This is a genomic window from Streptomyces sp. NBC_00440, assembly GCF_036014215.1.
GTDB lineage: Bacteria > Actinomycetota > Actinomycetes > Streptomycetales > Streptomycetaceae > Streptomyces.
Map to the genome: position 1 here is coordinate 5,686,568 of NZ_CP107921.1, position 25,903 is coordinate 5,712,470.

A 25,903-nucleotide genomic window follows, 5' to 3' on the forward strand; every position below is an offset into this window, starting at 1 on the left:
CAACTGGTTGAGGGAGTGACGATGGCGGAGCCGACTCCCCACGTCACGGTGGTCTTCGCCGGGCAGAGCGAGCCCTGGGCCCACTGGATGGCCCGGCAGCTCACGGAGGTGGGGACCGCCACCGCCCTGGTCCGCTGGAACCCGGCCCGGAGCTCGCCGACCGCCGACGCCCTCACCGGAATGCTGACCGCACCCGGGCGGGTCCTGCTCGTCATCGACGACTGGTTCGAGCGGTTCGACGACGGCCTCCGCACGGCGTGGGCCGACGCGCTGCGCCAGATGCTCGCCGACCACCCCGAACGGATCGCCGGAGTCAGCGTCACCACCCGCCCGCTGCCCGAGGCCATCATCGCCCTGGGGCCGGTCGCGCTGCGCGGCCTGAGCGCCGACGCGGCCCGCAGGCGGGTGCTCGAAGTCGCCGGCGCACCGGACGGCGCGGTCCGCCCGGTCACCCTGGACCGCGTCCCGCGGTTCCCCGACGACCCGCCGGACATCCAGAACGTACCGCGCCGCAACCGCAGGTTCACCGGCCGCGGAACCCTGCTCGACCACATCCACGACACCTTCGCCGCCGGCCGCGGCGAGGGTGCGGTACTCGCGCTGTGCGGGCCGGGCGGGATCGGCAAGACCCAGATCGCGCTGGAGTACGTCCACCGCTTCAAGGGCGAGTACGACATCGTCTGGTGGCTGGACGCGACCACCACCGGCACCGCCCGTGAGCAGTTCGGCACGCTCGCCGAAGCCCTCGGCGCAGGAGTCGGCAGCAAGCTCGACCAGTCCATAGCCGCGGCCGCCGGAAAGCTGCGCGCCACCGGCGACAGCTGGCTGATCGTCCTCGACGGCGCCGGAGACCCCGAGAAGCTGGCCGCCCTGCTGCCCGAAGGGGCGGGCGACATCCTGGTCACCACCAACCACCAGGAGTGGTCGGCCCTGGCCGAGCTGTTCCAGGTGGGGCACTTCGAGCGGGAGGAGTCCGTGGCCTTCGCGGGCCGCCGCTCCCAGCGGCTCTCCCCGTACGAGGCCGGGCTGCTCGCCGAAGCCGTCGAGGACCTGCCGCTGCTGCTCGACCAGACGGCGGCCTGGCTCGACATCAACCCCACCGTCGACATCCCCGAGTACATCAGGGAGCTGACGGAGAGCAACCCCGACCGCTTCGGGGTGCTGGCCTCCCAGGACTACCCGGTGTCCTTCCAGATTGCCTGGGCCAGGACCCTCGGCAGCCTGCGCGAACAGGACCCGGGCGCCTGGAAACTGCTCAATCTGCTCGCCCGCTTCTCCCCGGGGATGCTGCCGCTGCGGCTGCTCCAGTCGGCGCGCGCCACCGACCTCCCCAAACCCCTGGACCGGGTCGTCCCGGAACCGAGCAGCTGGAACTCCGCCCTGCGCCGGCTCTCCGAAGTGACCTCCATGCGGCTGGAGTACGACCCCGTCCCGCGGATGGGCGGCTCCGTCACCGTCGCCGCCCTGCGGATGCACCGGATCTTTCACTCCTTCGTACGGCACGCCCAGACACCCGGTGAGCGGGCGGAGCTGACCGAGGCCGCGCTCAAGGTGCTCGTCACCGCCGACCCGAGGGACCCGGCGTCGTCCCGCAACTGGTCCCGCTACGCCGAACTGATTCCGCATCTGGAGATCGCGGGCGCCCTGGAGTCGGCCGACGAGGACGTGCGCAGGCTGGTGCTCAACTGCATCGAGTACCTGCGGATGCGCGGCGAGTACGAGGAGGGCGGGCGGCTCAGCCGGGCGGCCGTCGAGCACTGGGAGCGGGTGTCCGGCGCCACCAGCACTTCCGTCCTGGTCGCCGTCCACCAGCGCGCCAACATGGAGCGCAGGCTGGGCCGTTACGCCGAGGCCGAGGCGGTCGGACGTGAGGTGCTCGAACGGCTGCTGAGCAGCCCCGGAGCCGAACCCATCGAAGTGATCAGGGCCAGGGACGGGCTCGGCGGCACCCTGCTGGCGCTCGGCCGCTACGACGAGGCCAGGACGCTCTTCGAGCAGGCGGACCGGGAGGCCGTCACCTCGCTGGGCGACGCCGAGGTGCCGCGCACCCTGTCCATACGGAACAACCTGGCCGAGGCGATGGGCCTCCAGGGGAAGTACCAGGCGTCGCTGGACCTGCACCGGGACATCCTGACCGCGCGGGTCGCCCTGCTCGGCGGGCGCAATCCGCTCACCCTGCACTCGGCGCTGCGCACCGCGACCATGCTGCGGCTGCTCGGGCGCTACCGGGAGGCCCTGGAGATCCAGCAGCACAACTCGCGGCTGCACGGCCAGGAGCTGGACCGCAACCACGGGCAGACCCTGAACGCCGACCACAACCTCGCCCTGTGCCTGCGCCGCGACGGGAAGCTCCTCCAGGCCAGAGCGCTGCTGCTCAGCGTCCGCAAACGCCGGGTCGCCCGGCGCGGCCGCCGCCACCCCGACACCCTGCGGGCGGGCGCCGACTTCGCGATGCTGCTGCGCGAGGCGGGCGAGTTCCGTGAGGCCTACGACCTCGCGGACGAGACGGCCTCGCTGTACGCGCTGCAACTCGGCGAGCTGCACCCGTACGCGGTGGGCACCCGGGCGAACCTGGCACTGCTGCAGGGCGACGCGGGAGACCACGACGGCGCCCTGGAACTCGCCGAACAGACCCTGGAGCAGATGACGGACGCGGTGGGCGCTGACCACCCGTGGACGCTGGGCTGCGCCTTCAACACCGCGACGGCACGGCAGCGGGCGGGAGACGCCGAAGGCGCCGTACGGCTGGGACACGACCTGCTGGACCGGTCCGTGCGGTCGCTCGGCCCGGGACACCCGCTGACCACCACCGCCCAGACCGCGCTCGCCCGTGATCTGCGGGCGGCCGGCGATACGGCGCTCGCCGGCCGGCTGCACGCGGAGGCGCTGGCCCGGATCACCGAACTGCTCGGGGACGACCACCAGCACACCCGGAGCATCCGGGACGGCGCGGTGCGGTACTGGGACTTCGAGCCGCAGTTCGTCTGAGCCACGGGGCCGGCCGCGGTCCGGTCGTGAGCCGGCCGCGGTACGCCGTGGGGCCCGTACGCATCACACGATGCGTACGGGCCCCAGGGATGAACCTGCCGGTACTGCCTAGGCCTCGAAGACCTCGGCGACCAGCTGGGCCTGCTCGGCCTGGTGGCGCTTGGCGGAGCCGACCGCGGGCGACGAGCCGTGCGGCCGCGAGATGCGGCGCAGGCGCTCACCGTGCGGGACGTCGGCGCCGACCGCCAGGTCCAGGTGGTCGATCAGGTTGAGCGCGATGAATGGCCACGCACCCTGGTTCGCCGGCTCCTCCTGCGCCCAGAGGTACTTCTCGGCGTTCGGGAACTTGGCGATCTCCGCCTGGAGTTCGGCACCCGGCAGCGGGTACAGGCGCTCAAGACGGATGATCGCGGTGTCCGTGACGCCGCGCTTGGTGCGCTCCGCGTCCAGGTCGTAGTAGACCTTGCCGGCCGTGAAGACGACCTTGCGCACGGCGCTCGGGTCGACACTGTCGTCCCCGATGACCGGACGGAAGCCGCCCGTGGTGAACTCCTCCGCCTTCGACGCGGCCGCCTTGAGGCGGAGCATCGACTTCGGGGTGAAGACGACCAGCGGCTTGTGGTGCGGGTTGTGCACCTGCCACCGCAGGAGGTGGAAGTAGTTCGACGGGAGCGTCGGCATGGCGACCGTCATGTTGTTCTGCGCGCACAGCTGGAGGAAGCGCTCCGGGCGGGCGGACGAGTGGTCCGGGCCCTGGCCCTCGTAGCCGTGCGGGAGGAGCAGGGTGACGCCGGACGTCTGGCCCCACTTCTGCTCGGCGGCCGAGATGTACTCGTCCACCACGGTCTGCGCGCCGTTGACGAAGTCACCGAACTGCGCTTCCCACATGACCAGCGACTCCGGGCGGGCCAGCGAGTAGCCGTACTCGAAGCCCATCACCGCGTACTCGCTGAGCAGCGAGTCGTAGACGTTGTAACGCGCCTGGTCGTCGGAGAGGTAGAGCAGCGGGGTGAAGTCCTCGCCGGTCTTGCGGTCGATGAGCACCGCGTGCCGCTGGCCGAAGGTCCCGCGGCGCGAGTCCTGGCCGGAGAGGCGGACCGGGGTGCCCTCCAGGAGCAGCGAGCCGATGGCGAGGGTCTCGCCCATCGCCCAGTCGATCGTGCCCTCGTCGATCATCGCGGCCCGGCGCTGCACCTGCGGCAGCAGCCGCGGGTGCACGGTGATCCGGTCCGGGATGTTGACCTGCGACTCGGCGATCCGCTTCACGACCTCCTGGGAGATCGAGGTGTCCACGGCGACCGGGAACTCGGCCTGCGGGACCGGCACCGTGGCCTCGGCGGGCTCCGCCGTGGCCTCGCGGACCTCCGCGAAGACCTTCTCCAGCTGGCCCTGGAAGTCCTGGAGCGCCTGCTCCGCCTCTTCCAGCGTGATGTCGCCGCGACCGATGAGGGACTCGGTGTAGAGCTTGCGCACCGAGCGCTTCTTGTCGATCAGGTCGTACATCAGCGGCTGCGTGAACGAGGGGTTGTCGGCCTCGTTGTGACCGCGGCGGCGGTAGCAGATCAGGTCGATGACGACGTCCTTGTTGAACGCCTGGCGGAACTCGAAGGCGAGGCGCGCGACACGCACCACGGCCTCCGGGTCGTCGCCGTTCACATGGAAGATCGGCGCCTCGATCATGCGGGCCACATCGGTGGCGTACATCGACGAGCGCGACGACTCCGGAGCGGCGGTGAAGCCGACCTGGTTGTTGATCACGATGTGCACGGTGCCGCCGGTGCGGTAGCCGCGCAGTTGCGACATGTTGAGCGTCTCGGCGACGACGCCCTGGCCCGCGAAGGCCGCGTCGCCGTGCAGCGCCACCGGCAGCACGGTGAAGTCCGTGCCGCCCTTGTTGATGATGTCCTGCTTGGCGCGCGCGATGCCCTCGACGACCGGGTCGACGGTCTCCAGGTGGGACGGGTTGGCGGCCAGCGAGACCTTGATCTGCTCGCCGTCCAGACCGGTGAAGGTGCCCTCGGAGCCGAGGTGGTACTTCACGTCGCCCGAACCGTGCATCGACTTCGGGTCGAGGTTGCCCTCGAACTCGCGGAAGATCTGCGCGTACGACTTGCCGACGATGTTGGCCAGCACGTTGAGACGGCCGCGGTGGGCCATCCCGATGACGACCTCGTCGAGGCGCGACTCGGCGGCCGAGTCGATGACCGCGTCGAGCAGCGGGATGACGGACTCGCCGCCTTCGAGCGAGAAGCGCTTCTGGCCGACGTACTTGGTCTGCAGGAAGGTCTCGAACGCCTCCGCCGAGTTCAGCCGGCGCAGGATGCGCAGCTGCTCCTCGCGCTCGGGCTTGGCGTGCGCGCCGCGCTCGATGCGGTCCTGGATCCACTTGCGCTGCTTGGGGTCCTGGATGTGCATGAACTCGACGCCGGTGGTGCGGCAGTACGAGTCGCGCAGCACGCCCAGGATGTCGCGCAGCTTCATCATCGACTTGCCGGCGAAGCCGCCGACGGCGAACTCGCGCTCCAGGTCCCAGAGGGTGAGCCCGTGCTCGATGATGTCCAGATCGGGGTGCTTGCGCTGCTTGTACTCCAGCGGGTCGGTGTCGGCCATGACATGGCCGCGGACCCGGTAGGAGTGGATCAGCTCGAAGACGCGGGCGGCCTTGGTGACGTCATTGTCGTGCGAGACGTCGATGTCCTTGAGCCAGCGGACCGGCTCGTACGGGATGCGCAGCGCCTCGAACAGGTCGTCGTAGAAGCCGTTCTCGCCGAGCAGCAGGTTGGCGAGGATCCGCAGGAACTCGCCGGAGGCGGCACCCTGGATGACCCGGTGGTCGTAGGTCGAGGTCAGGGTCATGACCTTCGAGATGCCCAGCTTGTTCAGGGTGTCCTGCGAGGTGCCCTGGAACTCGGCCGGGTAGTCCATCGCGCCGACACCCATGATGAGGCCCTGGCCGGGCATCAGACGGGGCACGGAGTGGACGGTGCCGATACCGCCGGGGTTGGTGAGCGACGCGGTGACCCCGGTGAAGTCGTCCATCGTCAGCTTGTTCGCGCGGGCGCGGCGGACGATGTCCTCGTAGGCCTGCCAGAACTCGAAGAAGTTGAGCGTCTCGGCCTTCTTGATGGCCGCGACGACGAGCTGGCGGTCGCCGTTCGGCTTCACCAGGTCGATGGCGAGGCCGAGGTTCACGTGCGCCGGCTTGACCAGCGTCGGCTTGCCGTCCTTCACCGCGAAGGAGTGGTTCATCGACGGCATGGCCTTGAGGGCCTGCACCATCGCGAAGCCGATGAGGTGGGTGAAGGAGACCTTCCCGCCCCTGGCGCGCTTCAGGTGGTTGTTGATGACGATGCGGTTGTCGAAGAGCAGCTTCACCGGGACCGCGCGGACGGACGTGGCCGTCGGCAGTTCGAGGGAGGCGTTCATGTTCTTCGCGACCGCGGCGGACGGGCCGCGCAGTGTGACCAGCTCGGGGCCGGCGGGCGCCTCGGGCTCGGCGGCGGGCTCGGCCTTCGCAGCGGCCTTGGCGGCCGGTGCGGGCTTCGCGGCGGCCGCGGGCTTCGCGGCGGCAGGCGCGGCCGGAGCCGGGGCCTGCGGCGCTGCGGGCGCGGCAGCCGGGGGAGTACTGGGAGTGGCGGGCGCGGCCGTGGTGGGAGCAGCCCCCGCGGCTGCGCCACCCTGCGCGGTGGCCGTCCGGCCGCTCACGCCCGACTGGTGGGGAGGATTCGGGCTCACCGGGTCCGCACCCGCGGTGGGAGCACCGGCAGAACCTGGCTTGTAGTCGGCGAAGAAGTCCCACCAGGCACGGTCAACCGAATTCGGGTCCTGGAGGTACTGCTGGTAGATCTCGTCGACGAGCCACTCATTGGGACCAAAAGCGTCAGCAGGACTCTTGTCCTGCCCCTCCTGGTCGGTCGAGATGCTCGAATTACTGGGGGACTGAGACGACACGGCGTTAACCGCCCTCTTCCGCTTCACAAGGTGATGGACAGCGGAAATAAAGGCTACGCCTCCCTGGCCTGGAGGCGCAGGCTGGGCGGTCCAACGTCGTGTAAGTCACACTCGAAAGCTGGTTTCGGGGCTTGAAATGGCGGGAAACAAGCGTGGTTCCGCGTTATGCGGGTATGGCGCATCACGGCTGCCGCCCCTTGGCCGACACCCTCTGACGCGCTTACCCGCGTGTTCGGTACGGAACGCGGGCTTCCGCTGGAGACTTTACGTCAACTTGGTGTTTTGGATACGCCCGGAAGAGTGACGCGTATCCGGCAGCCACGGGACGATTCGGCCACCCCGATCCGCCCGCCGTGCAGATCGACCGCCCAGCGGGCGATGGCCAGACCGAGCCCGGTGCCGCCGTCGCTGCCCGGACCGTGCGGGGACGGGGCGCGGCCCCGGTTGAAGCGCTCGAAGACCCGGTGCCGCTCGGACTCGGGGATCCCCGGGCCCTCGTCCGTGACCTCCAGGTCCAGCGACTCCGGCTGCTGGCCGCGCCGGGCCTGCACGGTGACCCGGCCGTGCGGCGGGGAGTGTTTGACCGCGTTGTCGATCAGGTTTGCGACCACCTGGTGGAGCCGCTCGGCGTCCGCGTGCGCCGTCAGCTCGGGCGGCGAGACATCCAGATGGAGATGGACGTCCGTCCGGGTGTGCTGGCCGCCGGAGCCCGAGGCGCCCGCGCGCTGAGCGGCTGCGAGATTCGCCTCCTTCAGCACGCCCGAGAGGTACGGCCACACCTCGAAACGGGCCGCCTTGAGCGGCACCACCCCGTTGTCGAGGCGGGAGAGGTCGAGCAGCGTCTCGACGAGCCGGCCCAGCCGCTCGGTCTGCTTGAGCGCGGTGCGCATCGTCTCGGGGTCGGCGGCCGACACCCCGTCCACGACGTTCTCCAGCACCGCCCGCAGGGCCGCGATCGGGGTCCGCAGCTCATGGGAGACGTTCGCGACCAGTTCCTTGCGGTGCCGGTCCACCGCCTCCAGGTCCTCGGCCATCCGGTTGATGGTCGTGGCCAGGTCGCCCAGCTCGTCCCTGCGGTCGGCGCCGCTGACCCGCCGGGTGTAGTCACCGTGCGAGATCGACCGGGCGACGGTGTTCATCTCGTCCAGCGGCGAGGTCAGGCTGTGCGCCACGAACTGGGTGATCAGCATCGAGGCGATCACCGAGAACACCGTGATGAACCGCAGCTCCGTCTTGGTGCGCAGCGCCACCAGGAGCAGCCCCGTGGTGATGAAGACCGACACCACCACGAGCGTGCCCAGCTTGGCCTTGATCGAGACCGGGAAGGGGCGCTGCCGGTTCCACGGCCGGGGCCGGGTCAGCAGCCGGCTCAGATCCCGGCCCAGCTCCCGCCCCAGGTCCCGGGGCCGGACACCGCTCCAGGTCCGCCGGCACCGCGGACGGGTCATGGTGCCGGGGTCTCCAGCGCGTACCCGACACCGTGCACCGTACGGATGCGCTCCGCGCCGATCTTCCTGCGGAGTGCCTTGATGTGGCTGTCCACGGTCCGGGTGCCGGACGCGTCGGCCCAGTCCCAGACCTCGGCGAGCAGCTGCTCGCGCGAGAGGACGGCACGCGGGGTGTTCGCCAGGCAGACCAGCAGATCGAACTCGGTGGGCGTCAGATGCACGTCCTCGTTGCGCACCCGCACCCGCCGCTGCGCGTGGTCGATCTCCAGCTCGCCGAGGCGCAGGATGCCGCTGCGCGGTGTCGAGGCGGCAATGGTCGCCCGCTCCACCCGCCGCAGCAGGACATGGACGCGCGCCGCCAGCTCGCGCATCGAGAACGGCTTGGTCATGTAGTCGTCGGCGCCGACACCGAGTCCGACCAGCATGTCGGTCTCGTCGTCGCGTGCCGTCAGCATCAGGACCGGTACCGGCCGCTGCGCCTGGACGCGGCGGCAGACCTCAAGGCCGTCGAAGCCGGGCAGCATCACGTCGAGGACCATCAGGTCCGGCTGCCAGCCCTGGGCCGCGTCCACCGCGGCCGGCCCGTCCGTTGCCGTCTGCACCTGAAAACCCTCGGCCCGCAGCCGTGCGGCGATGGCGTCGACGATTGTCGGGTCGTCCTCGACGACCAGCACCCGGCGCTGGGCGCCCGGGGTGGCCGCGACGCCGTTGTGGGTGGTGTGTGTCTGCTCCATCGCCCGCCCCTGGAAGTGCGCTGTTGATCTGCGTTCTGCTGCGTACGCGGCTGTGTCCCAGCTGCGCTCTTGGACAAGGCGTCCAGATCTCGTCTGCCGGTCAGCAGACTAGATGCCCGGACGCCGTCCCGGCTACGCAGGGCGAACACCGAGATGGACCACGTCGGGAACGCCCCGGGCAACTGGGATCTCTTCGGTCCTTACCCCGATGAATCCGGCATTCCGCAAGGCTTCCTCAAAAGTCGCCGATGGCTGAGCCGACCAGACGGCCAGGATTCCTCCCGGTTTGAGCCGTTCCATACAGGCTGCGAGCCCGTCGGCGGTGTAGAGCCCGCCGTTGTCGTCGGTGACCGTCCACCCCGGTCCGTTGTCGATGTCCAGGCACAAAGCGTCATATGCCGATGAGGATCCGTGCATGTGTGCGACCAGATCGGTGGGCAGGATCACAGTCCGGGGATCGGCGAGCGCTGCGCCGGAGATCCGGGCGAGCGGGCCCTCCAGGTGCCAGTCGATGACGGCCTGCTCGCGCTCGACGACCGTGATCCGGCCCCAGCGGGGGTCCGTCGCGGCGTGTGCGAGTGAGAATCCGACGCCGAGTCCGCCGATGAGTACGGAGGGACGGTCGCGGCCGGGCGGCAGCGCAGCCAGGGCCGCGTCGATCAGCAGCCGCTCCGAGCGGCCGTCCGACGTGTCCATCAGGAAGCAGCCGTTGGCGATGATCTCGAAGTGCTCCCCGCGCTCGCGCAGTACGACCTCGCCGTACGGCCCCTCGCGCCTGTCGAGCGTGCGTACGTCCCCGGTGCCGGTACCGGGGACGGGGACGGGGACGGTCTCGGTGTCGCCGGTGTGCTCGGTGTCGATGGGGGTTCTCCTCCCGGGTCGCCCCCGGACGCCGCGGGGGGTGCGGGGGTTGCTTCGTGTGGTGGATGTCATAGGCGCGGTCGGAGGCTATCCCGGAGAGTGAACGTTGGGGGAAGTGGAGTCGAACGGGAAGACCGACGGCCGACGGGACAGACAGAGTGCACCACACGCAGCGGACACGACGCCCGGCCGGTGGCACCGGCCGTACCTTGCTGCCCCTGCTGCGCCTGCTGCCCACCCCCACCGGAACGCCCTTCACGTTCGCCTACGTCCTGGTGCTGGTCGCCACCTCGCTCTTCGCCGAGCACGCCGACCCGCACACCGTCACCGCCGTACTGCGCGGCTCCAGTACCGACATGGCGCATCTGGCCCGTACCCCGCTGCTCGTCCTGGTGGGCAGCGCCCTGTGGATAGCCGGCGGCCTGCTCTCGGTGTCCTCGGCCGGCTTCCTGCTCGTCCTCACCGCCCTGGAGCGCCGAATAGGCGCGCTGCGCACCGGCGCGGTGTTCCTGGCGGGGCACGTCCTGGCGACGCTGGCCACCGAGATCCCGGTCGGTGTCGCGGTCGCCACGGGCCATCTCCCCGACTCCTCGCTCCACCGTTTGGACTACGGCATCAGCTTCGGACTGATGGCCGGTGTCGGGGCCCTGGCCGGACTGCTCCCGCCGCTGCTGCGCTGGCCCCTCCTGGCGGCCGTCGCCACGGCGCTCGTACAGGCGCTGCTGACCCTCGACGACCCCCTCACCGACTGGGGTCATCCGATCTCGCTCGCCATCGGGGTGGCCTGCTGGCCGCTGGTGCGCCGCTGGGAAGCCGCCAGGACCGGCCGTGCCCCTCAGGCACCCGGGCCGCCCCTATCGCCCGTACCGGCGAACTCAGCCACCGCGACCCCCTCGGCGAGCGCGTCCGCGACCTCTCCCGACAGCTCCGCCGACGCCTCCACGACGGCCTTCTGACCTGGTGGCGGGTCCGATCGCTGAGAGCGAACGGCCGCCCGGGAACACCAGCACCTCTCCTGGCATTGAGTGTGCATAGCTCAACTTCACTGCCTAAGGGGAGATCATGGCTGACACGTCCACACCGCTCACCCTGCCCGTGCTGCCGCTCGACGACGAGGTCGTGCTGCCCGGAATGGTGGTGCCGCTGGACCTTTCCGACGCGGACGTAAGCGCCGCCGTGGAGGCCGCCCAGGCGTCCCCCGCCCGCTCCAGCGGCAACAAGCCGCTGGTCCTGCTCGTTCCCCGGCTCGACGGCAGCTACGCGAGCACCGGTGTCCTCGGCACCGTCGAACAGGTCGGCAGACTCTCCGACGGAGACCCAGGAGCCCTGGTCCGCGGCCGCGGCCGGGTCCGTATCGGGGCCGGCACCACCGGCCCGGGCACCGCGCTCTGGGTCGAGGGCATCCATGTCGACGAGACCGACCCCGAGCCGCTGCCCGGCGCGGTCACCGCGCTGGTCAAGGAGTACAAGGCGCTCGCCACCGACTGGCTGAAGAAGCGCGGGGCCTGGCAGGTCGTCGACCGCGTCCAGCAGATCGAGGGCGTGTCGGCCCTCGCGGACAACTCCGGCTACTCACCGTTCCTCACCCTCGCCCAGAAGACCGAGCTGCTGGAGACCGCCGACCCGGTGGCCCGGCTGAAGCTCGCCGTCCAGTGGCTGGGCGAGCACCTCGCCGAGCAGGACGTCGCCGAGTCCATCGCCAAGGACGTCCAGGAGGGCGTCGACAAGCAGCAGCGCGAGTTCCTGCTCCGCCGCCAGCTGGAGGCCGTCCGCAAGGAGCTCTCCGAGCTCAACGGCGAGGCGGACGACGAGTCCGACGACTACCGGTCCCGCGTCGAGGCCGCCGCCCTCCCCGGGTACGTCAGGGAGGCCGCGCTCAAGGAGGTCGAGAAGCTGGAGCGCTCGTCCGACCAGAGCCCCGAGGGCTCCTGGATCCGGACCTGGCTGGACACCGTCCTCGAACTGCCGTGGAACGAACGCACCGAGGACGAGTACGACATCAGGGGCGCCAAGGCAGTCCTGGACGCGGAGCACTCGGGCCTGGAGGACGTGAAGGAGCGCATCACCGAGTACCTGGCCGTGCGCAAGCGCCGTGCCGACCGCGGCATGGGCATCGTCGGCGGCCGCCGCGGCGGCGCCGTGCTGGCGCTCGTCGGGCCGCCCGGGGTCGGAAAGACCTCGCTCGGCGAGGGAGTGGCGCACGCGATGGGCCGCAAGTTCGTCCGCGTCGCGCTCGGCGGCGTACGGGACGAGGCCGAGATCCGCGGACACCGGCGTACATACGTCGGCGCGCTGCCCGGACGGATCGTGCGGGCGATCAAGGAGGCCGGCTCGATGAACCCGGTCGTCCTGCTCGACGAGATCGACAAGGTCGGCTCGGACTTCCGGGGAGACCCGGCGGCCGCCCTGCTCGAAGTGCTCGACCCGGCCCAGAACCACACCTTCCGGGACCACTACCTGGAGGTCGAGCTCGACCTGTCCGATGTGGTGTTCCTGGCCACCGCGAACGTGCTCGAAGCCATCCCGGAGGCGCTGCTCGACCGGATGGAGCTGGTCAGGCTCGACGGCTACACCGAGGACGAGAAGGTCGTCATCGCCCGCGACCACCTGCTGCCCAGGCAGCTGGAGCGCGCGGGTCTTGAGCCCGGCGAGGTGACGCTCGACGACTCCGCGCTGCGCAAGCTGGCGGGGGAGTACACCCGCGAGGCGGGCGTCCGGAATCTGGAGCGGGCCGTCGCCAGACTGCTGCGGAAGGTCGCCGCCCAGCACGAGCTGGGCGAGCAGGAGCTGCCGCTCACCGTCACCGACGCCGAGCTGCGGCCGCTGATCGGGCGGCCCCACCATGTGCCGGAGTCCGCCCAGGACCCGGCGGAGCGCCGTACGGCGGTGCCCGGTGTGGCCACCGGCCTCGCGGTGACCGGCGCGGGCGGCGACGTCCTCTTCGTCGAGGCGTCGCTGGCCGACCCCGAGACCGGCGCGGCGGGGCTGACCCTGACCGGCCAGCTCGGCGACGTCATGAAGGAGTCGGCACAGATCGCGCTCTCCTTCCTGCGCTCGCGCGGTGCCGAACTGGAGCTGCCCGTCGCGGACCTGAAGGAGCGCGGGGTGCACATCCACTTCCCGGCGGGCTCGGTGCCCAAGGACGGCCCGAGCGCGGGCATCACGATGACGACGGCGCTGGCGTCGCTGCTCTCCGGCCGGCAGGTCCGAACGGACGTGGCCATGACCGGCGAGGTGTCGCTGACCGGACGGGTGCTGCCGATCGGCGGTCTGAAGCAGAAGCTGCTGGCCGCGCACCGGGCGGGCATCACGACCGTGGTGATCCCCAAGCGGAACGAGGCCGATCTGGACGATGTGCCCGCCGAGGTGCTCGACACGCTTGAGGTGCACCCGGTGACGGACGTACGCCAGGTCCTGGAGATCGCGCTGTCCCCGGCGGAGGTACGGGTTCCGGCGGCCGCCTGACCGCCCGGTGCCGTACAGGACCTACAGGCACACGCAGGGCCCCCGACGGCACGCCGGGGGCCCTGCGCAGTCCGCGGTGCAGTCCGCGGTGAAGTTCTCCGTGCGGTACGCGGTGCAGTTCGCGGCGTCAGCCGTTGGCGAGTGCCTGCACCCGGTCCAGTGCGCCGTTGAACTTGTCGTGGTCGCCGACCGTCGGTCCGGTCGAGGTGTACTGCCACATCGTCTGGAAGCCCCACCCGGCGGGCAGCGCGCCCGGCGCCGAGTCGTAGCGGGCGATCCAGAGCGGGTTGGTGGCCCCGAAGCTGCTGTTGTTCCCCGTGCACTGCGTCCACCAGCTGGTCGCGGTGTAGATGACCGCGTCACGCCCGGTGAGCGACTTGTAGGTGTTGGCGAAGTCGTGGATCCAGGCGACCATCGATGCCGCGCTCAGGCCGTAGCAGGCGTCACCGTACGGATTCCACTCGATGTCCAGCACACCGGGCAGGGTCTTGCCGTCGCGGGACCAGCCGCCGCCGTGGCTGACGAAGTAGTTCGCCTGGTTCGCACCGCTGGAGTCGTTCGGGGTCGCGAAGTGGTACGCGCCGCGGATCATCCCGACGTTGTACGAGCCGTTGTACTGCTGGGTGAAGGAGGGGTTCGTGTAGTAGTTGCCCTCGGTGGCCTTGGTGTAGGCCCACCGCACGCCGCTGCCCCACAGCGTCGCCCAGTTGACGTTGCCCTGGTAGCCGGAGACGTCGACGCCTTCGGTCTGGACCGCCGAGGGGGTGTTGCGAGGGCTGCCGCCCTGGCCGTCGTGCGCGATGACACCCATCCCCATGGTGGCCGTGCCGCGCGCGGGGGTGTCGGCCGCGGAGGCCGCGCCGGGCAGGGCCAGCAGGGAGGTGAGAAAGGCGAGAAGGATCCCGACTGCGGCGGTGCGTCCGCGTCGGGCCGTTCCGGATCTGAGCACGGGCATGTGCGTGCCTCCGAAAGGCTCGGTGGGGGGAGCTGGGCGTACTCCGTCGTCGGAGTACGCCGTCATCACCGACATGGTGTGGTGTGGACATGTCAGCAATGACGACGCTACGCACGTAGACCCGTACGGCGGAAGGGGGCCTGGGTGCTGCCGTTGGTCTACTCCTGCGAAATACTGGCCCAGCTGCGGCGATGGCAGACGCTGAAAGAAACTTTCAGGATCGGGAAAGCTCGTAAGGGGTGCTGACGTGCACGACAGCGGTACTGGAAGTGAACTCCCCGTCCCGCCCGAAAGTGGTGTGGACCATGAATTCCTCGCGCTGGAACGTGAGTTGGCCGTCTTCCTGCGCCGCGCGCGGGCCTCGTCCGGCGAGATGTCGCGCGCCGTCCACCCCGATCTGGAGGCCGCCGCCTACGGGCTGCTGGTCTGTCTCGACGAGTGGGGCGGGCAGCGGGCCACCGACCTGGCCGCCTACATCGGAGTCGGCCGGGCGACCATAAGCCGTCAACTGCGCTCCCTCGAAGTCCTCGGACTGGTCACCCGTGAGCAGGACCCCGGCGACGGGCGCGCCTTCCTGGTGCAGCTCACCGTCGAGGGGCGCGAACGGATGCGCCGGGTGCGGGACGCGCGCCGGGCCGAGTACGTACGCAGGCTGGACGGCTGGGACCGGGCCGAGGTCGCGGAACTGGCCCGTCTGCTGCACCACTTGAACGCCCGGTCGGAGGACTGAGCCGAGGAACAGGGGGCCGGCGCCGGCCCCCTACAGCTCCACCAGCACGGCCGACGCATCGTCGTGCGTCTTACTGTTCCGCAGGAACGCACGGTCGGTGTCCGCGTCCTCCAGCGCCCGGACCCGCCCGATCAGCGCCTGCGGACCCTCCTTGCGCAGCACCGCCAGGCACTCCGCCCAGTCGCCCTCGCGGAAGACCTCCACCCAGCGGCTCGCGCCGTCGCTGAGCGCGGCCAGCGCCCGTACCTCCGCCAGGGGCGTGCGCCCGGTCACCGCGCGCGCCGCCACCGCCGGATCGGCGGCCGCGGTGAAGAACCCGCCCTCCTGGTTCCGTGCCGCGTCGGCCGTCGCCTCGGTCGCCAGCACCTCGCGCGGCAGCCGGTCCAGGCGGTCGTCCAGTACCGCCCGTACCGCCCCCGAGGCGTCCTCGACCAGCAGGGCCGAGTCGGAAAGCACCAGGTGTTCGACGGTCTCGGCGGACCAGCGCGCCATGACAACGGTTGCCTGCGGGGTACGCACGTGAGAAAGGTCACAGATTGAGCCGTGCGCTTCAGCGGTAAGGCGAATCGCCTCCGCGAGCACCTCACGCAGGCTCATATCCCGGCGCGAACCGGACAGTTCGACCAGAGAGCCGCCGAGTCGCGTGGTGAACCACGGCACGCCGTGCACACATCCGTCGTTCCCCGCGGGCGGAGTCACGCCGTCGAGCAGTACGAGCAGTCCACCCCCTCCCGAGGCAGGCAGGACGGCACCGGTCCAGTCCTCGTTGGGGCGTTCGGGGGTGCCGGGGGTGGAGGCGAGTTCGATCCGCATACCGGTCAGTCTGCCCGATGCCTTCACGGGGGGCGCACAGGCACGGGCGAAAGGTACGGACCGCCGTGCGGGCCGGGGAACTTGGCACGGAATGTACGACTCCGTAACTCTGTCGGCCCGCTGCGGGCGCGCATCCTGCCAAAGCCGGTCCGGAAGTTCCAACCGGCGCCCCGTGCGCGCCCCGCGTGCGCGGGTCGCAGAGTTGTTCGCCAACTTGCTGTTGATGTTCACTCGTTCAGGTGGCTGACCTGGTGATGCACACTCCCCTCCCAAAACCACTGGAATGGTCAGAAGCCGTACCAGAGGTGGGAGTGCATCCTCGTGATCAGTCATCATCTCGGCGTCATGCGTGGACGAGTCAAGATTGTGAGCACCGGTGCAGAACAAGCGGCTTCGGGGCAACAGAGGCGTGCCACCCGAGCGCACCACCCGGGTACGCAGGCGCCTGGTCGCCGGTGTGGCCGTCGTCGGCCTCGCCGTGCTCGCGGCCAGTGCCCCTTCGGTCTACAGCGCGTCGGCCGAACTGACCGACGCCCAGCGGCTGGTCACCCTCTCCGACCTGGACCAGCAGACCGTCTCGCTGGCGCACGACCTCGCGGACGAGCGGGACGACGTCACGGTCTACATCGCGGGCGGACGCGCCAAGAAGGACAAACTGGCAGCCGACCGGGCCACCCGTGTCGACAGCGACATCGAGGAGATCGGCGCCTCCGCACCGGCCGATCTCCGGCATGACCTCGCCACCCTGCCCTCCGTCCGCAGGACGGCCCTGACCGACAAGAGCAGCGCGCTCGAAGCCAACAAGGCGTACTCCGACCTGATCGAGAAGGTCCAGGAGACCTCGGGCCAACTCGCCGACCGCACACCGCCCGAGGACGCGGCCGCCACCCGCGCAGCGGCCGACCTCGGCCACGCGGTCGGGGAGGCCTCGCAGACCCGCGGGCTGCTGCTCGGCGCGCTGGCCGTCCCGCGCCCCGTCACGACCTCCGTGTACGACCCGGTGACCGGCACCTACGTGCAGAAGTCGGCTGACACCGGCGGCGCGGACGGCCGCACCCGGGACGCGCTGAGCGCGGCGGCCCAGCAGGCCAGGGTCCGCGAACTCGCCGCCCTCGCCGACTTCGACCAGGCCGCGGACCCCGCCGACCAGGAGTCGCTCGCCTCCACGGTCTCCGGCCCGGAGGTCAGCACCGCCGAGGGCTATCTCTCACGCCTGGCCGACCAGCCCACGCTCTCCGCGGCCGACCTCAAGACCAACCCGGCCAAGGCGGGCGCCGCGCTCGCGGCGCGCACCGACCAGATGCGCGGCGTCGAGGCCTCGCTCGCCACCCGGCAGGCCAAACGGATCGCCGCGCTCCGCGACGACGCCGTGACCGCCCTCGAACTGCGGATCGCCCTCGCCGGATTCCTGCTGCTCCTCACCATCGGGGTCGGCGCCGCCGTCGCCCGTACGCTCACCCGCCCGCTCGCGGTGCTCCGGATCGGCGCCGCGCGCCTGGCCGGCGCCCCCGAGTCGGAGGAGCCGATCGTCTTCACCGGCCGCAACGACGAGTTCGCCCAGGTCGTACGGTCCATCAACGCCCTGCACACCAGGGTGCTGACCGCGGACGCCCGCGCCGAAGCCCTCGCACGCGACCAGCGCGATCTGCGCGGCGGCCGGGACCGGTTCGACGCCGAGCGCGCCATGCTGGAGGCGGACACCGCCGAGGTCACCGCCCGCCTCGACCGGCTGCACCACACCGTCCGCGCGACCTTCGTCAACCTCTCGCTCCGCTCCCTCGGCCTGGTCGAGCGTCAGCTCACCGTCATCGAGGGCCTGGAGGAGCGCGAACAGGACCCCGAGGCGCTCGCCACCCTCTTCAAGCTCGACCACATGGCGACCGTGCTGCGCCGCCACAGCGAGAACCTGCTGGTTCTCGCGGGCACCGAGCACGGCCACGGACAGGGCTCGGGGCCGGTACCCCTGGTGGACGTGCTGCGTGCCTCGGTCAGTGAGATCGAGCGGTACGAACGCGTCGCCATCCAGTCCCTGCCGCCGCACGCCCAGATCGCGGGCTTCGCCGCCGACGACATCAGCCACCTCGTGGCCGAGCTGCTGGAGAACGCCACCGCGTTCTCGCCGCCGGAAGCCCATGTCCAGCTCTCCGGCTGGCTCCTGGAGAGCGGCGAGGTGATGCTCTCCGTGCAGGACGAGGGCATCGGCATGTCGCCCGGCCGGCGCACCGAACTCAACGCGCTGCTCGCCGACCCCGACGCGTCCCGTCCGGGCGCACCCGGCGACGAGCAGTCCGGACTCGGACTCCACGTGGCCTCGCTGCTGGCCAAGCGGCACGGCGTACGGGTCGAGCTGCGCGAGCAGAAGCAGGGCGGAGTGGCCGCCGTCGTCGTGCTGCCCGGCGCGCTGCTGCCGGACGGACCGCCGGTCGCACCGTCGCACTTCGTCCCCGACCCCGGCGCGGCACCCGTCATCAGCCTGCCGGGCTCGATGGCCGAGGCCAACTCCAACACGATCCCGACCAGGTCGCGTTACGAGATAGAGCCCGAAGCCCACGAGCGGACCCCCGACGAGGTGGACGAGCCGACCTTCACGATGCGGCGCCCCGTACCGGAGCCGGAGCCCGTACCCGGACCGGAGCCCGTGGCCGAGCCCGCGTACCGGCCCGGCCCGGCGGCCGCGGAACCCGACCCGGAGCCCGCCGCCGGCGGTATCCCGGAGCAGGGGGCCGGGCGCATCACCGACAAGGGCCTGCCCAAGCGCGTTCCCAAGGTCACCAAGCCCGCCGGCACGGCCCCGAAGCAGCGCACCGGCAGTGTGGACGCCGCTGCCCTGCGCAGTAGGCTCGGCGGCTTCCACCAAGGAGCGAAGGACGGCCGCAAGGACGTCGAAACGGAGATCTCGGAGCAGAGATCGGATGTTGTACCTACCGATGACGCGGGGGACAGTGTCGAGGAGGCACGCAGTTGACTGCGCCCAGCACATTCGGACTCAGCAGTGAAGCCCGGAACCTGCACTGGCTGTTGAAGAATCTCGTGGAGGAGGTCCCGGGGCTCCGTTCCATCGCCGTCGTCTCGTCCGACGGGCTGATGCTGCTCTCGTCGGACCCCGAGGTCTCGGCAGCCGGTCAGGCCCGGCCCGTCCGGCAGAGCGGCCCCAAGGGGTCGTCCGCCGACCTGGCCACGATCGTCTCCGGCATCGGCAGCCTCACCATCGGCGCCGCCAAGCTGATGGACGGCGGAGGCGTCAAGCAGACGATGGTCGCGATGGAGGAGGGCAGCGTCTTCGTGATGTCCATCAGCGACGGATCGCTGCTGGGCGTCCACGCCACACCGGACTGCGACATGAGCGTCGTCGCGTACCACATGGCGCTCTTCGTCGGCCGTGCCGGTCATGTCCTCACCCCCGAACTCCGCAGCGAGCTGCGCAAATCGATGGAGAGCGCCCAGTGACCCCGGCCCTCCCGGTCCGTAACCCGGACCGCCGCCCCGCGCGAGTGCGCCCGTACTCGCTCACCGGCGGCCGCACCAAATTCGGCCACATCCTCTTCGTGGAGACCTTCGTGGCCGCGATCGAAGCGTCCCCGGAGCGCCCGGAGCTGGCCAACGGCCCCGCGCGCCTCATGCCGGAGATGCGCGCCATCGTCGAGATCTGCCGCCGGATGCGCACCGTCGCGGAGATCTCGGCGCTGCTCAAGATGCCGCTGGGCGTCGTCCGCGTCCTGCTCAGCGACCTCGCAGACCAGGGAAAGATCCGTGTGTACGGTACCGGGCACGGCGAAGGCCAGCCCGACCGCGCCTTGCTGGAAAGGGTGCTGAGTGGACTCCGCCGTCTCTGAGACGCTGATCCCCGCCGAGGCCAATGAGTCCGTCCAGGCCTGGCAGAACGACCGCACCCGGGCCCCCATATCCACCAAGATCGTGGTGGCGGGCGGCTTCGGCGTGGGAAAGACGACCTTCGTCACCTCTGTCTCGGAGATCACCCCGCTCCAGACCGAGGCCCTGATGACCCAGGCGAGCGAGGAGACCGACGACCTCAGCGCCACGCCGGACAAGCTGACCACCACGGTCGCGATGGACTTCGGGCGGCTGACGCTCGACGACGACCTGGTGCTGTACGTGTTCGGCACACCGGGGCAGCAGCGCTTCTGGTTCATGTGGGACGACCTGGTGCGCGGGGCGATCGGCGCGATAGTGCTCGCGGACACCCGCAGGCTCGCCGACTGCTTCCCCGCGCTCGACTACTTCGAGAGCTGCGGGCTCCCCTACATCGTCTCGGTCAACCACTTCGAAGGCACACCCGGCTTCGAGGCGCAGGACGTGCGGGAGGCTCTGACGATTCCCCCGCACGTGCCTGTACTGATCATGGACGCGCGTAACAGAATGACGGTGGTCGAGTCACTGCTTGCCCTGGTGGGGCACGCACTCGACACCACCCCCGAATAGGAGAACAACCCGCCATGCGGAAGATACTCATCGTCGGAGCCGGCCAGTCCGGGCTCCAGCTGGCTCTTGGCCTCCAGACCCAGGGCTACGAAGTCACGCTCATGTCCAACCGCACGTCCGATGAGATCCGCTCCGGCAGGGTCATGTCCACGCAGTGCATGTTCCACACGGCGCTCCAGCACGAGCGCGACCTCCAGCTCAACTTCTGGGAGTCCCAGGCGCCGAAGATCGAGGGCCTCGGCGTCTCGGTGGCCGCCCCGGACTCCTCCCGCGCGATCGACTGGGTCGGCAAGCTCGACGGCTACGCCCAGTCCGTCGACCAGCGCGTGAAGATGGCCGGCTGGATGGAGTCCTTCGCACAGCGCGGCGGCCGGCTGGTCATCCACGGTGCGGCAGTCTCCGACCTGGACTTCTTCGCCCGGACGTACGACCTGGTGATGGTCTCGGCGGGTAAGGGCGAGCTGGTCTCGATGTTCGGCCGGGACGCGGCGCGCTCGCCGTTCAGCGTGCCGCAGCGGGCGCTTGCGGTGTCGTATGTGCACGGCATGGGCGTACGCCCCGAGCACCCCGAATTCGACGCGGTGCGCTGCAACTTGGTCCCGGGCGTCGGCGAGCTCTTCGTGATGCCCACCCTCACCAACAGCGGCCGCGCGGACATCCTCTTCTGGGAGGGCGTGCCCGGCGGCCCGCTGGACGCCTTCCAGGGCATCAAGGACCCCTCCGAGCACCTGGCCCTCACGCTCGAACTCATGGAGAAGTTCACGCCCTGGGAGTACGCGCGGGCCACCAAGGTCGAACTGACCGACGCGGGCGGCACCCTCTCCGGCCGGTACGCCCCCACGGTCCGCAATCCCATCGGGCGGCTGCCCGGCGGCGGCCTGGTCCTCGGCGTCGCCGACGTGGTCGTGGCCAACGACCCGATCACCGGCCAGGGTTCCAACTCGGCGTCGAAGTGCGCGGCCGCCTACCTCTCCTCCATCGTCGAGCGGGGCGACCAGCCGTTCGACGAGGCGTGGATGCAGCAGACGTTCGACCGTTACTGGGAGACGGCGCAGCACGTCACCAAGTGGACGAACGCGATGCTGGGCGTCCCCCCGGAGCACGTGCTGAACCTCATCGGGGCGGCGGGCCAGCTCCAGCCGGTGGCGGACCGTTTCGCCAACGGGTTCAACAACCCGGCCGACTTCGAGAACTTCTTCTTCGACCCGGAGAAGACGAACGCGTATCTCGCCTCGGTCGCGGGGGCCTGACAGCCGGAACGCCGGGAATGCCGGGAACGCCGTAACGCGTGGCCGTCTGACCGCAGTTGGGCCCGGCGCCGGTGCACCGTCCCGGTGCACCGCCCCGGCCTCGCGCGCTCCCGTGCAGGCGGTCCGGCGTTTCAGGCGTCAGGGCGGACCGCGCCGAGGATCGGGTTCGACGCGATCGGCGAGACCTTCACGTCGGCGCCGGGGCGGGGTGCCTGGACGACCTTGCCGCCGCCGATGTACAGCGCGACATGGGTGGCCCCCGGGAAGTAGACGATCAGGTCGCCGGGGCGCAGCGATCGCAGCGAGACCCTGGGCAGCCGGCGCCACTGCTGCTGGCTGGTCCGGGGAATCGTGCGCCCGGCGTGCGCCCAGGCACGCCAGGTCAGCCCCGAGCAGTCGAAGGAGCGGGGACCCTCGGCGCCCCAGAGGTACGGCTTGCCGACCTGGGCGAGTCCGTACGCCACGGCCCGGGCGCCGCGCGTCGACGCCGAAGCCTGCGGTCCGCTCAGCGCCCCGGAGGCGTCCAGCGCGCCCTGGGCGGCGGTCGTATCGGCGTCGTCCTGCGCCTGTACGTCGGACGCTTCGCCGGGGGAGAGCCCGGCGAGCAGTGCTTCCGCCTCGCGCAGACGGGCCTGGGCCGTCTTGTACTGCTGCTTCTGCCGGGCGACGAGTGCCTGCTTCTTCTGCAGTGCGGCACGTGACGCGGTGTCGAGTTTCCCGGCATGCGCCTCGGCCTTCTGGAGCCGGCGGGCCTTGGCCATCAGATCGGCCGATGCCCGCTGGATCTGGTGGCCCGCGTCGAGAGCCTGCTGGGGGTCGCCGCCCAGCATCAGGCTGATATAGGGGGACAGCCCGGACTGTTCCTGATACTGCTCGCGCGCCAGCCGGCCGGCGGCGTTCCGGCTCTGGGCGAGCTCCATCCGCGCCTTCACCAGTCCGGCGCCGACGCTGTTCGCCTTGGCCTGCTGGCGCTTGAGTGCCTCCGTGGTGGCGCGGTAGGTCTGCCCGGCCTGCTCGGACTGCTGGTAGAGGGTCCGGAGCCGGGTCAGGGTGGCCTCGGCCGGGGTACGGGGAGCGGCGGGCGCGACTCCGGGCGCGCCGGGGGCCGGGTCGGTCACTCCGGGGCCGGACAGGCCTGGTTCGCCCAGGCCCGGATCGGCCGCGGCGTCACCCGGGGCGGCCGGGCTACCGGTGCCGGTGGCCCCGGTCCGGCCGTCGGCGGCGCCGGGAGCGGCTGGTGCGGCGGGAGTGGCTGGAGTGGCGGGACCGGTGGGGGCGGGCGAGGCTGCCGGGCCCGGTTCCGGGACGGGGCTGCCGAGGCCGACCGGAACGGCGAGTGCGGGGGTCGCACCGACGACCACCGTGGCCAGTGCCGTCGTACAGATGAACCGCAGCAGTCTTCCTGACACCACATCACCTCTGCTTCCGGAGTGGACCGTCCACCCCGGACCGAGCCTGCGGTGAAGCCGGCAGTGTCACCTCACGGGTGGGCGAATCGGCCCAATCCGGTCACCCGGACAGGTTGGATCCGGTTGCGGGGACCGGCCCGATACCACCCGGCGGGCCGCCGGCTCACCCGGAACCGCTGCCCGGCCCACCGCCTGACTCGGCATCAGCATCAGGCCCCTCGTCCGGCTTCCTGTCCGGCGTCCTGTCCGATGTCCTGTCCGGTTTCACGTCGGGCTTCACGTCCGGTTGCACGTCCGGTTTCGACCAGGGCCACTTCAGCGTGCGGGGCCGGCCGTCCGGTGCGTACGCGTACTTCCAGCCGCGCTGAATCCCGAGACGCCTGGTATGGCCGGCCGGGGTGCGGACATAGACGAGTACGGTCGGCGGCCCGCCCCCGGCGTCCGGGACGGGAACCTCGTACACCTTGGGCGGCTGACCGGTCGGGCCGAGCAGGACGGGCAGGATCCGCCCGTCCAGCGGACCGCCCTCGAACAGGGTCTCTTCGCTCTTCACCGGGCCAGTCTGACGCAGCACCCCGGCAGCCCCGCGACGGACAGCCGTAGCGGAAGGACAGCCGTAGCGGAAGGACAGCGGTCGCGGACGGCGGCCCGGCCGCCACTGAAGCAGAGCCCCGGCCGCCACGGACGGCGCCCGCCTCTTCGCTGAGGCGCCCCCTGCTGACGCGGTGCCCGCGTCAGGCGTCGCCCAGCAGCCGCGCGGCCTCGTCCACCACGGGTAGCAGCCGGTTGGCCAGGACTCCGACCGCGCCTTCGGGCCGCTCGTCGGCCAGCGCGGTCCTGACGGCCGCCGCGGCCTGAGGGTCCGTCCCGGCCGTCGCCGCCAGCAGCGCGATGAGATGGTCGATCAGCCAGTCGCGCAGCTCACCGACGGGCGGCTGCTTCTCCTCGTCCAGCCAGATCAGCGAGGCGGCCTCGACGGCGGCGATCCAGGTCCGCACCATCATGCGCAGCCGCGGACCCGGTGCGCCGACCCCGAGGTGGACGAGGATCTGCTCGGCCGCGGCCCGCCGCACCTCGTCCACGATCGCCCCGGTGCGGGACGTCTCGGCGACGCTGCCGCCCTGGAGCAGCGCCGAGAACCCGGCGTCGTGCTCGTCCACGAAGGCGAGATAGCGGTCGAGCACCCGTGCCAGCCGTACGGTGAGCGGGCCGGTCTGCGGCTCGGCGAAGCAGAGTTCGAGCTGGTCGGCCGCCGAGCGCAGCGCCTTCTCGTACAACTGCTGCTTGCCGCCGGGGAAGTAGCGGTAGACGAGCGGCCGGGAGACCCCGGCCGCCTCGGCGACGTCGTCGAGCGAGACCTCGTCGGGCGCCCGGTGCGCGAAGAGCGACAGGGCCGCGTCGAGGAGCTGGACACGGCGCTCCTCGACGCTGAGGCGTCGGTACGCGGGGATCGCTGCGGGGGTCATGACCGCAGCGTAATCCCGGTGTTCACGGCGGGGCACGTTCCGGGGAGCGCCCCGGATCCGGCCGCCGCGGCGCCACCGCCATACTGCGAGTGATCGTTCCGCGATTCCGGCCGGCGTTCGCCCGGTCTCCGGCCCCGCCCCGAACCGAAGGGAACCCCCACGTGTCCTCGGCTCTTCCCGTCCTCACGCACACCTCCGTCGTCATCATCGGGGCCGGTCCCGCCGGGCTCGTGGTGGCGAACCGGCTGCACGACAGCGGCGTGGACTGCGTGCTGCTGGAAGCGGAGAGCAGAGATTTCATCGAGCGCCGGCCGCGTGCCGGGTTCATGGAGGAGTGGGCGGTACGGGCGCTCGCCGAGCACGGCCTCGCGGAGCGGATAGCCGTCCAGGCCGAGACCCAGGGCGAGTTCGAGTTCCGGTTCGGCGGCGAGCGGCACACCGTGCCGACGGCCGAGCTGTCCGGCCGGCGGCATTTCGTCTATCCGCAGCCGCGGCTGGTGACCGATCTGATCGCCTCGTACGCGGACAAGGGAGCGGGCGACGCCCGCTTCGGCGTCCGGGACGTACGTCTTGACGGCATCGGCGGCGACCGGCCCGTGGTCTCGTACACCGACCCGCTGACCGGCTCGCGGCACCGCGTCGTGTGCGACTACGTGGCGGGCTGCGACGGCGCACGGGGAGTCGCGCGGGCCGCGATACCCGAGGGCCGGGTCACGGTCAGCCGCCGCGACGACGGGGTCGCCTGGCTGGCGCTGCTCGCCCAGGCACCGCCGTCCGCGGACGGCGTGGTCTTCGGCATCCACGAGCGCGGGTTCGGCGCCCATATGGCCCGCGGCCCCGAGGTCACCCGGTACTACCTCCAGGTCCCGCCCGGCGACACCCCGGACGACTGGCCGCACGAGCGCGTCTGGCACGAACTGCACACCCGCCTCGCCGCGGACGGGGCCCGTCCGCTCACGGAGGGAACGCTCGTGGAGAAGGTGGTCCTGGACATGCACAACTACGTGGTGGAGCCGATGTCCCACGGCCGTCTCCATCTCGCGGGCGACGCGGCACATCTGGTCGCACCGATCGCGGCGAAGGGGATGAACCTCGCGATCCACGACGCGCTGCTGCTCGCGGACGCGCTGATCGCGGCCACCCCGGGCGGCGACTCCGACGACGATGACAACGGCGCCGGGCTCGCCGGGTACTCGGAGGCGGCTCTGCGGCGCGTCTGGCAGTACCAGGAGTTCTCGCAGTGGCTCTCGGACGTACTGCACGGGGCATCGTCGGGCGACCGCTTCCGTGCGGGCACGGCGCGGGCCCGGCTGGGGCGAATCCTGGAATCCGGAACCGCGGCCAGGGCGTTCGCGGGGCAGTACATGGGGGAGGAAGGCGGGCGGTGACCGCG

General features: G+C 71.1%; 19 protein-coding genes. 10 read left to right on the forward strand and 9 right to left on the reverse strand.

All coding sequences use genetic code 11. From position 1 onward, the window contains the following. Window positions 1-21: 21 nt before the first annotated feature. Window positions 22-2,988, forward strand: a complete 2,967-nt coding sequence (gene fxsT, locus OHB13_RS25645; RefSeq protein ID WP_328378638.1) for an FxSxx-COOH system tetratricopeptide repeat protein — start codon at window positions 22-24, stop codon at window positions 2,986-2,988. A 108-nt stretch (window positions 2,989-3,096) separates the two neighbouring features. On the opposite strand, the gene OHB13_RS25650 is transcribed toward fxsT, so the two are convergent. The 4 genes from OHB13_RS25650 to OHB13_RS25665 form a co-directional block, all read right to left on the reverse strand. Beyond that, on the reverse strand, window positions 3,097-6,939 hold the full coding sequence (locus tag OHB13_RS25650) for a multifunctional oxoglutarate decarboxylase/oxoglutarate dehydrogenase thiamine pyrophosphate-binding subunit/dihydrolipoyllysine-residue succinyltransferase subunit (RefSeq protein WP_328378639.1): 3,843 nt from the start codon (window positions 6,937-6,939) through the stop codon (window positions 3,097-3,099). A gap of 269 nt (window positions 6,940-7,208) precedes the next feature. Further along, window positions 7,209-8,300 carry a HAMP domain-containing sensor histidine kinase gene (locus OHB13_RS25655; protein ID WP_405756072.1) on the reverse strand — a complete coding sequence of 364 codons (1,092 nt, stop codon included), beginning with the start codon at window positions 8,298-8,300 and terminating at the stop codon, window positions 7,209-7,211. Between the two features lie 83 nt (window positions 8,301-8,383). Continuing rightward, window positions 8,384-9,121, reverse strand: coding sequence for a response regulator transcription factor (locus tag OHB13_RS25660; protein WP_266853138.1), 738 nt, complete (start codon window positions 9,119-9,121; stop codon window positions 8,384-8,386). Between the two features lie 132 nt (window positions 9,122-9,253). Beyond that, window positions 9,254-10,054, reverse strand: a complete 801-nt coding sequence (locus OHB13_RS25665) for a spermidine synthase (RefSeq protein ID WP_328378640.1) — start codon at window positions 10,052-10,054, stop codon at window positions 9,254-9,256. A 137-nt stretch (window positions 10,055-10,191) separates the two neighbouring features. Here OHB13_RS25665 and OHB13_RS25670 point away from each other — a divergent pair, with 137 nt between their 5' ends. Beyond that, the gene (locus OHB13_RS25670; protein ID WP_328380389.1) at window positions 10,192-10,938 is read left to right on the forward strand and encodes a rhomboid-like protein; all 747 of its coding nucleotides are present in this window, start codon (window positions 10,192-10,194) and stop codon (window positions 10,936-10,938) included. 106 nt (window positions 10,939-11,044) lie between these two features. Then, complete coding sequence (lon, locus tag OHB13_RS25675) at window positions 11,045-13,447, forward strand: endopeptidase La (RefSeq protein WP_266853132.1); 2,403 nt, start codon at window positions 11,045-11,047, stop codon at window positions 13,445-13,447. A 127-nt stretch (window positions 13,448-13,574) separates the two neighbouring features. Here the strand turns inward: lon and OHB13_RS25680 are convergent, their stop codons facing one another. After that, a complete protein-coding gene (locus OHB13_RS25680; RefSeq protein ID WP_266853130.1) occupies window positions 13,575-14,402 on the reverse strand; it encodes a lysozyme in 828 nt (275 codons plus the stop codon). Between the two features lie 247 nt (window positions 14,403-14,649). Between OHB13_RS25680 and OHB13_RS25685 the strand changes: the two genes are divergently transcribed. Further along, complete coding sequence (locus tag OHB13_RS25685; RefSeq protein WP_328378641.1) at window positions 14,650-15,132, forward strand: MarR family winged helix-turn-helix transcriptional regulator; 483 nt, start codon at window positions 14,650-14,652, stop codon at window positions 15,130-15,132. A gap of 30 nt (window positions 15,133-15,162) precedes the next feature. Here OHB13_RS25685 and OHB13_RS25690 read toward each other — a convergent pair whose 3' ends face one another. Continuing rightward, the gene (locus OHB13_RS25690; protein ID WP_266853126.1) at window positions 15,163-15,945 is read right to left on the reverse strand and encodes a protein phosphatase 2C domain-containing protein; all 783 of its coding nucleotides are present in this window, start codon (window positions 15,943-15,945) and stop codon (window positions 15,163-15,165) included. Window positions 15,946-16,321: 376 nt separating this feature from the next. Between OHB13_RS25690 and OHB13_RS25695 the strand changes: the two genes are divergently transcribed. From OHB13_RS25695 to OHB13_RS25715, 5 genes are read left to right on the forward strand one after another with little or no spacing between them, the layout of a single operon-like run. Next, window positions 16,322-18,910 carry a sensor histidine kinase gene (locus OHB13_RS25695; protein WP_443062969.1) on the forward strand — a complete coding sequence of 863 codons (2,589 nt, stop codon included), beginning with the start codon at window positions 16,322-16,324 and terminating at the stop codon, window positions 18,908-18,910. Then, on the forward strand, window positions 18,907-19,392 hold the full coding sequence (locus tag OHB13_RS25700) for a roadblock/LC7 domain-containing protein (protein ID WP_266853123.1): 486 nt from the start codon (window positions 18,907-18,909) through the stop codon (window positions 19,390-19,392). Before OHB13_RS25695 ends, OHB13_RS25700 begins: the two co-directional genes overlap by 4 nt. Further along, window positions 19,389-19,778, forward strand: a complete 390-nt coding sequence (locus OHB13_RS25705) for a DUF742 domain-containing protein (protein ID WP_323183639.1) — start codon at window positions 19,389-19,391, stop codon at window positions 19,776-19,778. Before OHB13_RS25700 ends, OHB13_RS25705 begins: the two co-directional genes overlap by 4 nt. Further along, window positions 19,759-20,385, forward strand: a complete 627-nt coding sequence (locus OHB13_RS25710) for a GTP-binding protein (protein WP_266853121.1) — start codon at window positions 19,759-19,761, stop codon at window positions 20,383-20,385. Before OHB13_RS25705 ends, OHB13_RS25710 begins: the two co-directional genes overlap by 20 nt. 14 nt (window positions 20,386-20,399) lie before the next feature. Further along, on the forward strand, window positions 20,400-21,635 hold the full coding sequence (locus OHB13_RS25715; protein WP_328378643.1) for a styrene monooxygenase/indole monooxygenase family protein: 1,236 nt from the start codon (window positions 20,400-20,402) through the stop codon (window positions 21,633-21,635). Window positions 21,636-21,766: 131 nt separating this feature from the next. On the opposite strand, the gene OHB13_RS25720 is transcribed toward OHB13_RS25715, so the two are convergent. The 3 genes from OHB13_RS25720 to OHB13_RS25730 all read right to left on the reverse strand — a co-directional run bounded on the left by OHB13_RS25720 (window position 21,767) and on the right by OHB13_RS25730 (window position 24,510). Beyond that, a complete protein-coding gene (locus OHB13_RS25720; protein WP_328378644.1) occupies window positions 21,767-23,044 on the reverse strand; it encodes a C40 family peptidase in 1,278 nt (425 codons plus the stop codon). 163 nt (window positions 23,045-23,207) lie between these two features. Beyond that, window positions 23,208-23,597 (reverse strand): hypothetical protein, encoded by a 390-nt coding sequence (locus tag OHB13_RS25725; RefSeq protein WP_405753830.1) that lies wholly within the window; start codon window positions 23,595-23,597, stop codon window positions 23,208-23,210. Between the two features lie 181 nt (window positions 23,598-23,778). After that, entirely contained in the window at window positions 23,779-24,510 is a 732-nt protein-coding gene (locus tag OHB13_RS25730) for a TetR/AcrR family transcriptional regulator (RefSeq protein WP_328378645.1), read from the reverse strand. Between the two features lie 161 nt (window positions 24,511-24,671). Here OHB13_RS25730 and OHB13_RS25735 point away from each other — a divergent pair, with 161 nt between their 5' ends. After that, window positions 24,672-25,898, forward strand: a complete 1,227-nt coding sequence (locus OHB13_RS25735) for a 4-hydroxybenzoate 3-monooxygenase (RefSeq protein ID WP_328378646.1) — start codon at window positions 24,672-24,674, stop codon at window positions 25,896-25,898. The last annotated feature ends 5 nt before the right edge of the window (window positions 25,899-25,903 follow it).

Coding starts and splice junctions, on each gene's coding strand:
- fxsT (WP_328378638.1), top strand. CDS start 22: ATGGCGGAGCCGACTCCCCACGTCACGGTGGTCTTCGCCGGGCAGAGC.
- OHB13_RS25660 (WP_266853138.1), bottom strand. CDS start 9,121: ATGGAGCAGACACACACCACCCACAACGGCGTCGCGGCCACCCCGGGC.
- OHB13_RS25665 (WP_328378640.1), bottom strand. CDS start 10,054: ATGACATCCACCACACGAAGCAACCCCCGCACCCCCCGCGGCGTCCGG.
- lon (WP_266853132.1), top strand. CDS start 11,045: ATGGCTGACACGTCCACACCGCTCACCCTGCCCGTGCTGCCGCTCGAC.
- OHB13_RS25680 (WP_266853130.1), bottom strand. CDS start 14,402: ATGCCCGTGCTCAGATCCGGAACGGCCCGACGCGGACGCACCGCCGCA.
- OHB13_RS25690 (WP_266853126.1), bottom strand. CDS start 15,945: ATGCGGATCGAACTCGCCTCCACCCCCGGCACCCCCGAACGCCCCAAC.
- OHB13_RS25715 (WP_328378643.1), top strand. CDS start 20,400: ATGCGGAAGATACTCATCGTCGGAGCCGGCCAGTCCGGGCTCCAGCTG.
- OHB13_RS25730 (WP_328378645.1), bottom strand. CDS start 24,510: ATGACCCCCGCAGCGATCCCCGCGTACCGACGCCTCAGCGTCGAGGAG.